Raw genomic sequence first — 13161 nt, forward strand, 5'->3', positions numbered from 1 at the left:
CCGCATGAGCAAAGTCGTCCAGCAGGCACCCGAGTACATCCGCTCGATCTCGCCCTACATCCCGGGCAAGCCGATTTCGGAACTGGCGCGCGAGATGGGGCTGCGCGAGCAGGACATCGTCAAACTGGCGTCCAATGAAAACCCCTTGGGCGCGAGCCCGAAGGCGTTGGAAGCTGCTCAGCGCGCGATTGCCGAAATCCACCGTTATCCGGATGGCAATGGCTTCGAGCTACGCGCGGCCCTGGTCAAGAAGTTTGGCGTTGCACCGGAACAGATCGTGCTCGGCAATGGCTCGAATGATCTGCTCAACCTGTGCGCGGCGGCGTACCTGAACCACGAGACTTCGGCTGTGTTCTCGCAGCACGCATTCGCGGTGTATCCGCTTGCGGTCAAGAGCGCCGGGGCGCACGGCATTGAAGTGCCTGCACGCGAATTCGGGCACGACCTGCCGGCAATGCTGGCGGCGATTCGTCCTGACACCCGCGTCGTGTTCATCGCGAACCCGAACAACCCGACCGGCAATTTCTTGCCCGCGGCGGAGATCGAGGCCTTCCTGGATGCGGCGCCCGACGACGTGCTGGTCGTGCTCGACGAGGCCTACAACGAATACCTTGAGCCGGAGCAGCGCTACGACAGCGTCGCATGGCTCGAGAAGTATCCGAACCTCGTCATCACACGTACCTTCTCCAAAATCTACGGTCTGGGTGGTTTGCGTGTCGGCTACGGTCTGGCACGCGCGGAACTTGCCGATCTGCTCAATCGTGTTCGCGAACCCTTCAACGTCAATAACGTCGCCCTTGCGGCGGCTGCTGCGGCCTTGGGGGACGAGGCGTTCGTGGCGCGCAGTTATGCGGTCAACCGTGATGGCATGGCCCAGATCATTGCGGGCCTGACGGCGCTCGGGCTTGAGTACATCCCGTCCTCGGGCAACTTCCTGACATTCCGCGTCGGCGATGCAGCCACGATCAATCGCAAGCTGCTGGAGCAAGGGGTGATCGTGCGTCCGATCGCCAGCTACCAAATGCCTGAGTGGCTGCGCGTCACCATCGGCCTGCCGGCCGAGAACGAGCGCTTCCTTGGCGCCTTGGCCAAGGCGCTGGGCCGCGCATGAAGCCATTTGGTCGTGTCGTCATCTGCGGCGTTGGCCTGATTGGCGGCTCGTTTGCGCTCGCTTTGAAAGCGCGCGGCCTGGTGCGCGAGGTGGTGGGCATCGGCCGGACGACGGCGTCGCTGGAGCGCGCGCGCGAACTGGGCGTGATTGATCGTTTCGCCACGGATTGGGCGACCGCGCTCGACGGTGCTGAACTCGTGCTGCTGGCGATGCCGGTGGGACAGATGCTCGGCGTGATGCAGGCCATGGCGCCGCATCTCGGGCCCGATACTTTGGTCACCGATGCGGGCAGCACCAAGCGCGATGTGATCGAGGCGATCTACTCGAACCTCAAGTCTCATCTTGAGCAGGTTGTGCCGGCGCATCCGATCGCCGGGGCCGAGAAGAGTGGCCCGGACGCCGCGCGTGCGGACCTCTACGCGGGCCGCAAGGTCGTGATCACGCCGCTGTCCGAGAATCGCCCGGAGGCTGTGGCCCGCGTGCGCGAGGCCTGGGCTGCGACGGGCGCATCGCTACACGACATGTCGCCGCAGGAACACGATCGTGTGTTCGCTGCGGTAAGTCATTTGCCGCATTTGCTCGCCTTCGCGCTGGTCCATGAGATCGCGGGGCGCGCCAATGCGGAACAGCTATTCGGATTCGCCGCCGGCGGCTTCCGCGACTTCACCCGGATCGCCAGCAGCCATCCGGAGATGTGGCGCGACATCAGTGTGGCCAACCGCCATGCGCTGCTGGCCGAACTCGACACCTACATCACCGAACTGGCCTGGATTCGGGCGCTGCTGTCGCAGGGCGACGGCGATTCGCTGCTGAAACTCTTCAGCGAAGCGCGCGACGCCCGCGAGGCATGGCTGGCCGGCCGATTCGACGCCTGACGGGCTGCGCATGATTCCGCTGCCCTCGCCGATTTCGAAGCTGCAAGCTTTGCACTACCGTATGGATAGCTGTGCGGTGCGCTTCGATCTCGGCATGCAGGCGACCGACCCTGCGCCACGCGTTTGCCGTCGGCACAACGACGTTTTCTGAGACTGACCCATGGAATACCTGGATCTTGCACCTGCTAAGGGTGCTGTCGGCAACATCCGTTTGCCCGGCTCAAAGAGCATCTCCAACCGCACGCTGTTGCTCGCGGCGCTGGCCGAGGGCCGCACCGAGATCCGCGATCTGCTCGCCTCTGACGATACGGATCGCATGCTCGAGGCGCTGCGCACCCTGGGGCTGCCGCCCGAGTCGTTGGGCGGATCGAGCTGGGCCGTGACCGGCGGCGGTGGGCGCTTCCCGGTGGCACAGGCGGATCTTTTCCTGGGCAACGCGGGTACCGCCTTTCGCCCGTTGACGGCAGCACTTGCGCTTGCCGGCGGTCACTACAAGCTCTCTGGCGTGGCGCGTATGCACGAGCGCCCGATCGGCGACCTCGTCGACGGGCTGCGCCAGCTGGGCGCCGATATCCGCTACCTCGGCAACGAGGGGTTCCCGCCGCTTGAGCTGCTGCCATCGAAGATCACCGCGGGTGGGGTGGTCAAGGTGCGCGGTGATGTATCGAGCCAGTTCCTGACTGCACTGCTGATGGCGCTGCCGCTGACGGGCCAGAACACCACGATCGAGGTCGTCGGCGAACTGATCTCCAAGCCCTACATCGAGATCACGCTCAACCTGATGGCGCGTTTTGGCGTTGAGGTGGAGCGCGACGCCTGGGCGCGTTTCCATGTCCCCGGGCAGGCCTATCGCAGCCCCGGCGTGATTCATGTTGAAGGCGACGCCTCGTCGGCCTCCTACTTCCTGGCCGCCGGCGCGATTGGCGGTGGCCCGGTGCGTGTTGAAGGGGTAGGGCGTGCCAGCATCCAGGGCGACGTGAAGTTCGCCGAGGCGCTGGAAGCAATGGGTGTGCAGATCAGCATGGGCGACAACTGGATCGAGGCTGCGGCGCCAGCCAACGGCAAACTTCGCGCTTTCGACCGCGATTTCAACCACATTCCGGATGCCGCAATGACGCTGGCTGTCGCCGCGCTGTTTGCCGACGGCCCGTGCCGCCTGACGAACATTGCGAGCTGGCGCGTCAAGGAAACCGACCGCATCGCAGCGATGGCGACCGAACTTCGCAAGGTCGGTGCAACGGTGGAGGAGGGGCCGGACTGGTTGCGTGTGACAGCGCCGTCACAGCTCACCGCGGACGCTGCGATCGACACCTATGATGATCATCGTATGGCGATGTGCTTCTCGCTGGTGAGCCTGGGTGGCGTGCCGGTGCGCATCAACGACCCGAAGTGCACCGCCAAGACTTTCCCCGATTACTTCGACGCCTTCGCGTCGGTCTGCAGGAGATAAGAACGCCGCGGCGCAGTTGGCGGCCGCGCGTTCAGATGTGCCATGACATTCACACAAACGATCTATCAGCTTCTCGATTCCCGCGTTTCGGCCGCACTCGCCGCCGCCGGGTGCGAGGGTGTGCCTGCCGTGATTACACCGGCTGCGCGCCCTGAATTTGGCGACTATCAGGCGAATGGCGTGATGGGTGCGGCCAAGGCCCGCAAGCAAAACCCGCGCGAGCTGGCGCAGCAGGTCGTCGACAAGCTCGATCTTGGCGGCATCGCCAGCAAGGTCGAAATCGCAGGGCCGGGCTTCATCAATATCACGCTCGATCCGGCCTTCCTCGCTCAGCGCGTGGCTGCGGCGCTTGGCCGTGAAGATCTGGCTGTGCCACATCCCGCGCCGCAGCGAGTGGTCGTTGACTACTCCTCGCCCAATCTGGCGAAGGAAATGCACGTCGGGCACCTGCGCTCCACCATCATCGGTGACGCGCTGGCGCGCGTGCTGCGCTTCCTCGGCCATGAGGTCATCGCGCAGAACCATATCGGCGATTGGGGGACCCAGTTCGGCATGCTGACCGCCTTCCTGGTCGAGGTGGAGCAGGGCGCCGATACTGAGATGGCGCTCTCCGACCTGGAGGACTTCTACCGCCGCGCGAAGCAGCGGATGGACGAGGACCCCGCTTTTGCCGACACCGCACGCGAATACGTAGTCAAGCTTCAGGGCGGCGATCCGCACATCAATATGTTGTGGCGGCGCTTCCTTGAGGTGTCGATGCATCACTGCGAGGCGGTCTACGAGACGCTTGGCGTCGGCTTGACGCGTGCCGACTTGCGTGGTGAGAGCGCCTACAACGACGCACTGCCGGGCATCGTTGCCGACCTGCAGCAGAAGGGGCTTGCTGTTGAGAGCCAAGGCGCGCAGGTCGTGTTCCTCGACGAATTCAAGAACAAGGAAGGCGAGCCGCAGGCGTACATCGTGCGCAAGCAGGACGGCGGATTCCTGTACTCGACGACGGATCTGGCGGCTGTGCGCTATCGCGTCGATGAGCTCAAGGCCAACCGCGTGCTTTACGTGGTCGATCAGCGTCAGGGCTTGCACTTCCAGCAACTGTTCACGCTGGCGCGCAAGGCGGGCTACGCCGATGCCTCCGTGTCGCTGGAGCATGTCGGCTTCGGTGTGATGCTTGGCGAAGACAACAAGCCGTTCAAGACGCGGTCGGGTGGCACCGTCAAGCTGGCGGAACTGCTCGAAGAGGCCGTCGAACGTGCCTTCGTCTTGGTTTCGGAAAAGAACCCTGACCTTGCCGAGGATGTGCGCTGGGAGATCGCTCGCGCTGTGGGCGTCGGCGCCGTGAAGTACGCCGATCTGTCAAAGAACCGCGCGAGCGACTACGTATTCTCCTGGTCGTCGATGCTGGCCTTCGACGGCAACACTGCGCCCTACCTGCAGTACGCCTACACCCGTAGCGCCAAGGTCTTGCGCGACGCGGCGGATTCGGCCGTGGCGGATGCGCCGGTGATTCTGGAAGAACGTGCCGAGCAAGTGCTGGCGCTACAACTTGCACGTTTCGCTGACGCGTTGAATGCGGTTGCGAAGGACACGGCACCGCACCAACTGTGCGCCTACCTGTTCGAGCTTGCCGTGGTGTTCAGCCGTTTCTACGAGAACTGCCCGGTGCTCAAGAGCGAAGGCGCACAGCGGGCCAGCCGCCTGCAGTTGTGCCGCCTGACGGCCGACACGATCAAGACTGGCCTCGGCTTGCTCGGCATCGCCACGCTTGAGGTCATGTAAATGCCCCGCGCGCCGGCCGCGCTGCCACGGGATGTTGCGGCCGAATTGCTGCGCATCCCGGGCATCGGGCCGGCGATGGCGGGCGATCTGCACGCGCTCGGCATCCGGCGGGTAGCGGATCTTGTCGAGGCGGATCCACAGGTGCTCTATGAGCGCCTGTGCCGTCTCTCGGGTGCGCGGCAAGACCCCTGCGTGCTCTACACCTTCCGTTGTGCCGTGTATTTCGCGCGGCACACGGCACACGACCCTGAACTGCTCAAGTGGTGGAACTGGAAGGACCGAACATGAACACCCCCGTCATCGCAATCGACGGCCCGACTGCGTCGGGTAAAGGCTCGGTGGCCGCGCGCGTGGCCAGTGCCCTGGGCTGGCATTACCTCGATTCCGGCGCGATTTACCGCGTTCTGGCACTCGCAGGGCTGCAACGAGGTATCGCGCTCGACGACGAGGCAAGCCTGGCCGACCTGGCGCCCAAGCTCGAAGTGCGTTTTGACGGCGAAGCCATCTACATTGACGGGGTTGAAGCCAGTCTCGATGTACGGCGCGAAACCACCGGCAACGCCGCGTCGAAGATTGCCGTGCTGCCGGGTGTGCGGACCGCCTTGATGGCGCGCCTGCGCGCCTTTCGTCAGGCGCCCGGCCTCGTCGGTGATGGTCGCGACATGGGGTCAGTGGTTTTTCCGGACGCGCCGCTGAAGATTTTTCTCACCGCCAGCGCTGAGGCGCGCGCAGAGCGGCGTTATAAGCAGTTGATTGAAAAGGGATTGGCTGCTAACCTAGATAGTCTTGTGCAGGAGTTGCGCGAGCGTGACGCACGCGACGCCAGTCGCCCGGTTGCGCCGCTGAAGCCCTGTGAAGACGCCATCCTGCTGGACACCACGCCACTTACGATTGACGAGGCGGTCGCATTCGTCCTGCAGCAAGCCCAGACGCACAAGCTCTGCTGAAGCACTGAGTCCGATGGTTGAGGCTCCGGCCGCTGCGTTTTTCGCCGCGGACCGGGTTTGTTTTTTCTTTTTCCCGCTGTCGCAAGACGGCAACAGGTCAATTTTTCCATGTCTACTTCTATTCCCGCTCCGGAAAGCTTCGAGGCCCTCTTTGAAGAGAGCCTGAATCGCCAGGAAATGCGTGCCGGTGAAGTCATCACCGCTGAGGTCGTGCGCGTCGATCACAACTTCGTCGTTGTGAACGCCAACCTCAAGTCCGAGAGCTACATTCCGCTCGACGAGTTCCGCAATGACCGTGGTGAGCTCGAAGTTGCCGCGGGCGACTACGTCCAGGTCGCCATCGAAGCCCTCGAAGATGGTTTCGGTGAATCCCGTCTGTCGCGTGACAAGGCCAAGCGCATCGCCGCCTGGAACCACCTTGAAGCCGCACTGAACGACGGTGATCTGGTCAAGGGCGTCGTGACTGGCAAGGTCAAGGGCGGTCTGACCGTCATGACCAATGGCATCCGTGCATTCCTGCCGGGTTCGCTGGTCGATATGCGTCCGGTCAAGGACACGACCCCGTTCGAAGGCAAGGAATTCGAATTCAAGGTCATCAAGCTCGATCGCAAGCGCAACAACGTCGTTGTGTCGCGCCGCGCCGTGCTCGAGGCCTCCATGGGCGAAGAGCGCGAGAAGCTGCTCTCGTCGCTGCAGGAAGGTACCGTCGTCAAGGGTATCGTCAAGAACATCACCGACTACGGTGCGTTCGTTGACCTCGGCGGCATCGACGGCCTGCTGCACATCACCGACCTGGCCTGGCGCCGTGTCCGCCACCCGACGGAAGTCGTGCAGGTTGGCGACGAAGTCACCGCGAAGGTCCTCAAGTTCGACGCCGAGAAGAACCGCGTCTCGCTGGGCCTCAAGCAGCTCGGCGAAGATCCGTGGGTGGGCATCGCTCGCCGTTACCCGTCGGGCACCCGCCTGTTCGGCAAGGTCACCAACATCACCGACTACGGCGCGTTTGTCGAAGTCGAGCAGGGTATCGAGGGCTTGGTCCACGTGTCCGAAATGGACTGGACCAACAAGAACATTCACCCGACCAAGGTTGTCCAGCTGGGCGACGAAGTCGAAGTGATGATCCTCGAAATCGACGAAGACCGTCGTCGTATCTCGCTGGGCATGAAGCAGTGCAAGGCCAATCCGTGGGATGACTTTGCTCAGACCTTCAAGAAGGGCGACCGCGTCAAGGGCGCCATCAAGTCGATCACCGACTTCGGCGTGTTCATCGGCCTGACCGGCGCGATCGACGGCCTGGTCCACCTGTCCGACCTCTCCTGGTCGCTGCCGGGTGAAGAAGCGATCCGCAACTTCAAGAAGGGTGATGAAGTCGAGGCCGTCGTGCTGTCGATCGACGTCGAGAAGGAGCGCATCTCGCTGGGCATCAAGCAGATGGATGGGGACCCCTTCACCAACTTCATCGCCACGCACGACAAGAACAGCGTCGTCCATGGTTCGGTGAAGTCGGTTGACGCTCGCGGCGCCGTGATCGCGCTGAACGATGACGTCGAAGGCTACCTGCGCGCGTCCGAGTTCGCCCGTGAGCGCGTTGAAGACCTGTCGCAGCTGCTGAAGGTCGGTGACGCTGTCGAGGCGATGATCGTGAACGTGGATCGCAAGACCCGTTCGATCAACCTGTCGGTCAAGGCCAAGGATCAGGCTGAGCAGAACGAAGCGATGCAGAAGTTCTCGAACGACAGTTCGGCTGCCAGCGGCACCACCAACCTTGGTGCGCTGCTCAAGGCCAAGCTCAACAACCCGCAGCAGTAAGCCTTGTCTGTCATGACGAAGTCGGAGTTGATTGCCAGGCTCGCGGAGCGTTTTCCGCAGCTTGGTGTGAAGGATGCCGACTACGCCGTGAAAGTGATTCTCGATGCGATGACGCTCGCGTTGTCGCGTGCGGACCGCATCGAGATCCGGGGTTTCGGCAGTTTTGCGTTGAATTACCGTCCGCCGCGCATGGGGCGCAATCCCAAGTCGGGTGAGAAGGTGCAGGTACCACAAAAGTACGTGCCACACTTCAAGGCCGGCAAGGAACTGCGTGAGCGTGTAGACGCGCAGTAAGCCTGCGGCGGTTGCAGTACCAGGGAGGCGGCGAAAGCCGCCTTTCGCTTTTTTGGCGAGTCGCGCCGTATTGCGGGATAATTGCGCGATGCGCTTACTGCTTTGGCTCCTGCGGGGATTGGTGTTCTTCCTTCTTCTTGGCTTCGCGCTCAAGAACGATGGGATTGTCACGCTCCGCTTCTTCTTTGAAACCGAATGGCGATTGCCGCTGATCGCGGTGATCCTGCTGACCTTCGTTGTTGGCGTCTTGCTTGGCGTGACAGCGGCTGTGCTGACGCTGCGCAATCAACGGCGCGAGATCCGTCGCCTGCGCGAGAGCGCGTCTGGCGCTTCGGCATCGGTTTCAGCCATTTCCGTGCGGGACACTCCGCCCGCCGACTACCTGCGATCGCTCTGAGTCCATGGAATTCGAACTCTGGTGGCTGCTGGCCTTTCCGATCTTCTTTGCGCTCGGTTGGCTCGCGGCCCGTATTGACATCAAACATCTGGTGAAAGAGTCGCGTGCGTTGCCGCGCTCCTATCTCACTGGCCTCAATTTCTTGCTTAATGAGCAGCCGGACAAGGCGATTGACGCCTTTCTGGAAGCGGTCAAGATCGATCCGCAGACGGTGGAGTTGCACTTTGCGCTCGGCAGCCTGTTCCGCCGTCGCGGGGAGCTCGACCGCGCGATCCGCATGCATCAGACGCTGGTCGATCGCGACGACTTGAGCGCGGAGCAGCGCTCCAATGCCTTGTCGGAACTGGGGCAGGATTTCCTAAAGGCGGGCTTGCTAGATCGCGCCGAAGCCGTATTCGTGAAGTTGCGCGAGACAGGCATGCGCGAGTTTGCGTTGAAGCAGTTGCTTGAGATCTATCAGCAGGAAAAAGACTGGGCCAAGGCGATCGAAGTGGCCCGCGCGTTGCCGAACGCTGATTCGGCGCTGATGCTCAAGGAAATTGCCAACTTCCACTGCGAACTGGGCGCCAACGAGCTCGCACGCGGGCAGCTTGATAACGCCGCAACCGAACTCCAGCGTGCGCTGGATGTGAATCGGCAGTGCGTGCGCGCCAACATGCTGCTTGGCGATGTGCATCTGGCGCGTGACGATGCGGCTGCGGCCATCGAGGCCTGGCAGCGTGTGGAGCAGCAGAATCCGGTTTATCTCGCGCTCGTAGCTGAACGTATGATGGATGCGTACCGTCGCCTGGGGCGCAAGGACGACGGCATGCAGCTGGTCCATTCGTACCTGGAGCGCTATCCGTCGCTCGACCTGCTTGACGCGGTCTTCCAGTGGGAGCTTGAGCGCGATGGCCCCGATGCGGCGTACAAGCTGGTACGTGAAGAGCTCAAGCGTAATCCGACCGTGCTGGGGCTCGACAAGTTGCTCGAGGCGGCGCTGCTGAATGCTCAGCCGGAGCAGCGGCAGGATATCGAGATGGTGAAAGGCCTGATCCATGGCCACACCCGTCGTGTCGCCCGTTACTGCTGCGATGCCTGTGGTTTCAAGGCGCGTCAGTTCTACTGGCGCTGCCCCGCTTGCGGCGGATGGGAGACTTACCCGCCGCGGCGCAGTGAAGAATTCGACCTGACGCCTTGATAGGGCGTTGACCTGAATGGAGTCACCAAGGTGAAAGTTACCGTTGTCGGCACTGGCTACGTGGGCTTGGTGTCGGGCGCCTGCCTGGCGGAAATGGGCAACGACGTGCTCTGCCTCGACGTCGATCCGAACAAGATTCGCATCCTTAAGGAAGGCGGCATTCCGATCCACGAACCGGGCCTCGACAAGGTCGTCGAGCGGAACGTGGCGGCAGGCCGGCTCCACTTTACGACTGACGTCGAAGAGGCGGTCCGCTTCGGCACGCTGCAGTTCATCGCGGTGGGTACCCCGCCCGACGAGGACGGCTCGGCGGATTTGCAGTACGTGTTGGCGGCGGCGCGGAACATTGGTCGTTTGATGACCGACTACAAGGTGGTCATCGACAAGAGCACGGTGCCGGTGGGGACCGCCGACAAGGTGCGCGCGGCAATTGCCGAAGAACTCGAAAAGCGCGGCGTGGACATCAAGTACGCGGTCGTGTCGAACCCCGAGTTCCTGAAGGAAGGCGCTGCGGTCGAAGACTTCATGAAGCCTGACCGTATCGTTGTGGGTGCTGACGACGAGCAGGCCGTCTATTTGATGCGCGCGCTCTATGCGCCTTTCCAGCGCAATCACGACAAGTTGGTTGTGATGGATGTGCGCTCGGCGGAGCTGACGAAGTACGCCGCCAATGCGATGCTCGCCACGCGCATTTCGTTCATGAATGAACTTGCGCTGCTTGCCGAGAAGCTCGGTGCGGACATTGAACTGGTACGCCAGGGCATCGGTTCGGACCCCCGCATTGGCTACCACTTCCTCTACGCGGGCTGCGGCTACGGCGGGTCCTGCTTCCCGAAGGACGTGAAGGCCCTGATCAAGACTGCGAGCGACGCCGGCCAAGGCCTCAAGGTGCTGCAGGCGGTCGAAGACGCCAACGACGCGCAGAAGCTTGTTCTCGTGGAAAAGATCGTCAATCGTTTTGGCGCCGATTTGAGCGGCAAGAAGTTCGCGCTGTGGGGCTTGGCATTCAAGCCCAATACCGACGACATGCGCGAAGCGACCAGCCGTGTGGTGATCGACGAGTTGTTCAAGCGTGGCGCGGCCGTGACTGCGTACGATCCGGTCGCGATCAACGAGGCGCGGCGCATTTTTGGCGACGAGGCGCGTCTTGCCTATGCCAACTCGCCGATGCATGCCCTCGAAGGGGCCGATGCGTTGCTCATCGTCACTGAATGGAAAGAGTTCCGCAGCCCGGACTTCGAGCGCATCAAGAGCGTCTTGAAGAGTCCGGTGATCGTCGATGGGCGTAACCTTTACGATCCCAAGCTGCCGCGCAGCTTTGGCCTCGAATACCTGCCAATCGGGCGGCCCTGATATGCGAAACCTGCCTCCGCTTCCTGATACGAGCCGTGCTCGCGTGCTGGTGGTCGGCGATGTGATGCTGGATCGCTACTGGTTTGGCGATGTAAGCCGAATCTCCCCCGAGGCGCCGGTGCCGGTGGTCAAGGTTGAACGCAGCGAGGAGCGACCTGGGGGCGCAGCCAACGTGGCGCGCAACGCTGCGGCGCTCGCGGCCCATACCGTGTTGCTATCGGTGGTTGGGCAGGATGAGCCAGCGCAAGCGCTCGGTCGTCTGCTCGAAAGCGAAGGCGTTGTGGCCTCGCTGCAAACCGACCCGGACTTGGCCACGACGGTGAAGTTGCGTGTCATCGGCCGTCAGCAGCAATTGCTGCGCATCGACTTCGAAACATGGCCGAATCACGAATCCTTGCAGGCGACGCTTGCGGAATTTCGCGCGCGCTTGCCGAACGTCGACGTCGTGGTGCTGTCCGACTATGGCAAGGGCGGCCTGACGCACGTTGCCGAGATGATTCAGCTGGCACGAGAGGCCAACAAGCCTGTGCTGGTCGACCCGAAAGGGGATGACTATTCGAAGTATCGTGGCGCCACTTTGCTGACGCCTAACCGCTCCGAGCTGCGCCAGGTGGTGGGCAAGTGGCGCGATGACGCCGATCTCGCTGCGCGCGCGCAGAAGTTGCGCGCAGAGCTTGCCCTCGACGCGCTGCTTGTGACGCGCTCGGAGGAGGGTATGACGCTCTTCCGCGACGAAGGGGCGCTTCATGAAGGTACGCGCGCACGCGAGGTCTACGATGTATCCGGTGCAGGCGATACCGTGATCGCGACGCTGGCCGTCATGCTTGCCGCGGGGGCGCCGATGGCCGACGCGATGCGCTGGGCCAATCACGCCGCGGGCATTGTTGTCGGCAAGCTCGGCACGGCGACCGTGACGCTCGACGAAATCAAGATTCCAGACTGAGGAGACGCGTATGTCGCGCTACTACGTCGTGACCGGCGCCGCCGGCTTCATCGGCTCCAACATCGTTGCCGGGCTCAACGCCAAGGGTATCGATAACATCATCGCGGTCGATAACCTCTCGAAGGGTGACAAGTTCAAGAACCTGGTCGGCTGCGAGATCGCCGACTACCTCGACAAGAAGGTCTTCCTCGAAATGATCGAGGGTGGCGAACTGGACGGTTCGGTCGAGGCTATCCTGCATCAAGGTGCCTGTTCCGACACGATGGAACAGGACGGCCAGTACATGATGGAGAACAACTATCGGTACTCGCTTGAGCTGCTGCGTTTCTGCCTGGAGCAGGAGGCGCAGTTTCTCTACGCCTCGTCCGCATCGGTGTATGGCGGTGGTTCCGTGTTCAAGGAAGACCGCCAGTACGAAGCGCCTTTGAACGTCTACGCCTATTCGAAGTACCTGTTCGATCAGGTGGTGCGGCGGGCGCTGACCGAAGGTGGCTCGCAAATCGCGGGCTTCCGCTATTTCAATGTCTACGGGCCGAATGAGCAGCACAAGGGGCGTATGGCCTCTGTGTCCTATCACTTCTTCAATCAGTACCGTGAGCATGGCAAGGTCAAGCTTTTTGAAGGTCAGGACGGCTACGGCAATGGCGGCCAGTTGCGCGATTTCGTGTTCGTTGAGGACGTTGTAAACGTCAATCTGTACTTCCTCGACAGCCCCGCGCTGTCCGGCATCTATAACCTGGGCACCGGCCGCGCGCAGAGCTTCAACGATGTTGCCGTGGCAACCGTGAATGCGTGCCGCGCGGCAAAGGGTGAGGCTGCGCTTTCGCTCGCCGAAATGCAGGCTCAGGGCGTGATTGAGTACATCCCGTTCCCCGCGGCGCTGAAGGGCAAATACCAGAGTTTTACTCAGGCCGACATCTCGTTGCTGCGTGATGCCGGTTACGCAGACGCCTTCCATGATGTTGCCCAGGGTGTTGGGAAGTACGTCGCCACGCTGCAGCAGCGCGCCGGCGTCTGAGCCAGGGG

General features: G+C 62.4%; 11 protein-coding genes and 2 pseudogenes. All 13 read left to right on the forward strand.

Features of this window, described 5'->3' with window-relative positions; all coding sequences use genetic code 11:
* Positions 1–4 precede the first annotated feature (4 nt).
* Positions 5–1111: a histidinol-phosphate transaminase gene (hisC, locus tag HH302_RS19805; RefSeq protein ID WP_172204338.1), complete on the forward strand. Its 1107-nt coding sequence runs from the start codon at positions 5–7 to the stop codon at positions 1109–1111.
* Positions 1108–1986 carry a prephenate dehydrogenase/arogenate dehydrogenase family protein gene (locus tag HH302_RS19810; RefSeq protein ID WP_172204340.1) on the forward strand — a complete coding sequence of 293 codons (879 nt, stop codon included), beginning with the start codon at positions 1108–1110 and terminating at the stop codon, positions 1984–1986. Before hisC ends, HH302_RS19810 begins: the two co-directional genes overlap by 4 nt.
* Before the next feature lie 160 nt (positions 1987–2146).
* Positions 2147–3430: pseudogene (gene aroA / locus HH302_RS19815) on the forward strand (3-phosphoshikimate 1-carboxyvinyltransferase); the annotation flags it as partial.
* A 48-nt stretch (positions 3431–3478) separates the two neighbouring features.
* On the forward strand, positions 3479–5212 hold the full coding sequence (gene argS / locus HH302_RS19820) for an arginine--tRNA ligase (protein ID WP_172204344.1): 1734 nt from the start codon (positions 3479–3481) through the stop codon (positions 5210–5212).
* Positions 5213–5500, forward strand: coding sequence for a helix-hairpin-helix domain-containing protein (locus HH302_RS19825; RefSeq protein ID WP_172204346.1), 288 nt, complete (start codon positions 5213–5215; stop codon positions 5498–5500).
* A 5-nt stretch (positions 5501–5505) separates the two neighbouring features.
* Positions 5506–6159: pseudogene (gene cmk / locus HH302_RS19830) on the forward strand ((d)CMP kinase); the annotation flags it as partial.
* 108 nt (positions 6160–6267) lie between these two features.
* Positions 6268–7968 (forward strand): 30S ribosomal protein S1, encoded by a 1701-nt coding sequence (gene rpsA, locus HH302_RS19835; protein WP_172204350.1) that lies wholly within the window; start codon positions 6268–6270, stop codon positions 7966–7968.
* 12 nt (positions 7969–7980) lie between these two features.
* On the forward strand, positions 7981–8262 hold the full coding sequence (locus tag HH302_RS19840) for an integration host factor subunit beta (protein WP_172204478.1): 282 nt from the start codon (positions 7981–7983) through the stop codon (positions 8260–8262).
* Between the two features lie 88 nt (positions 8263–8350).
* Positions 8351–8659 carry a lipopolysaccharide assembly LapA domain-containing protein gene (locus tag HH302_RS19845; protein WP_172204352.1) on the forward strand — a complete coding sequence of 103 codons (309 nt, stop codon included), beginning with the start codon at positions 8351–8353 and terminating at the stop codon, positions 8657–8659.
* Between the two features lie 4 nt (positions 8660–8663).
* Complete coding sequence (lapB, locus tag HH302_RS19850) at positions 8664–9839, forward strand: lipopolysaccharide assembly protein LapB (RefSeq protein WP_172204354.1); 1176 nt, start codon at positions 8664–8666, stop codon at positions 9837–9839.
* A gap of 30 nt (positions 9840–9869) precedes the next feature.
* Complete coding sequence (locus HH302_RS19855; RefSeq protein ID WP_172204356.1) at positions 9870–11192, forward strand: UDP-glucose/GDP-mannose dehydrogenase family protein; 1323 nt, start codon at positions 9870–9872, stop codon at positions 11190–11192.
* Between the two features lies 1 nt (position 11193).
* Positions 11194–12135: a D-glycero-beta-D-manno-heptose-7-phosphate kinase gene (rfaE1, locus tag HH302_RS19860; RefSeq protein WP_172204358.1), complete on the forward strand. Its 942-nt coding sequence runs from the start codon at positions 11194–11196 to the stop codon at positions 12133–12135.
* Positions 12136–12145: 10 nt separating this feature from the next.
* Positions 12146–13153 carry an ADP-glyceromanno-heptose 6-epimerase gene (rfaD, locus tag HH302_RS19865; protein WP_172204360.1) on the forward strand — a complete coding sequence of 336 codons (1008 nt, stop codon included), beginning with the start codon at positions 12146–12148 and terminating at the stop codon, positions 13151–13153.
* The last annotated feature ends 8 nt before the right edge of the window (positions 13154–13161 follow it).

Source organism: Niveibacterium sp. COAC-50, assembly GCF_013184235.1.
GTDB classification, from domain to species: domain Bacteria; phylum Pseudomonadota; class Gammaproteobacteria; order Burkholderiales; family Rhodocyclaceae; genus Niveibacterium; species Niveibacterium microcysteis.

Excerpts from the sequence above, each read along its gene's own strand:
- HH302_RS19810 (WP_172204340.1), top strand. The coding sequence starts at position 1,108 with ATGAAGCCATTTGGTCGTGTCGTCATCTGCGGCGTTGGCCTGATTGGC.
- hisC (WP_172204338.1), top strand. The coding sequence starts at position 5 with ATGAGCAAAGTCGTCCAGCAGGCACCCGAGTACATCCGCTCGATCTCG.
- HH302_RS19840 (WP_172204478.1), top strand. The coding sequence starts at position 7,981 with ATGACGAAGTCGGAGTTGATTGCCAGGCTCGCGGAGCGTTTTCCGCAG.
- argS (WP_172204344.1), top strand. The coding sequence starts at position 3,479 with ATGACATTCACACAAACGATCTATCAGCTTCTCGATTCCCGCGTTTCG.
- lapB (WP_172204354.1), top strand. The coding sequence starts at position 8,664 with ATGGAATTCGAACTCTGGTGGCTGCTGGCCTTTCCGATCTTCTTTGCG.
- HH302_RS19825 (WP_172204346.1), top strand. The coding sequence starts at position 5,213 with ATGCCCCGCGCGCCGGCCGCGCTGCCACGGGATGTTGCGGCCGAATTG.
- rfaD (WP_172204360.1), top strand. The coding sequence starts at position 12,146 with ATGTCGCGCTACTACGTCGTGACCGGCGCCGCCGGCTTCATCGGCTCC.
- rpsA (WP_172204350.1), top strand. The coding sequence starts at position 6,268 with ATGTCTACTTCTATTCCCGCTCCGGAAAGCTTCGAGGCCCTCTTTGAA.
- HH302_RS19845 (WP_172204352.1), top strand. The coding sequence starts at position 8,351 with ATGCGCTTACTGCTTTGGCTCCTGCGGGGATTGGTGTTCTTCCTTCTT.
- rfaE1 (WP_172204358.1), top strand. The coding sequence starts at position 11,194 with ATGCGAAACCTGCCTCCGCTTCCTGATACGAGCCGTGCTCGCGTGCTG.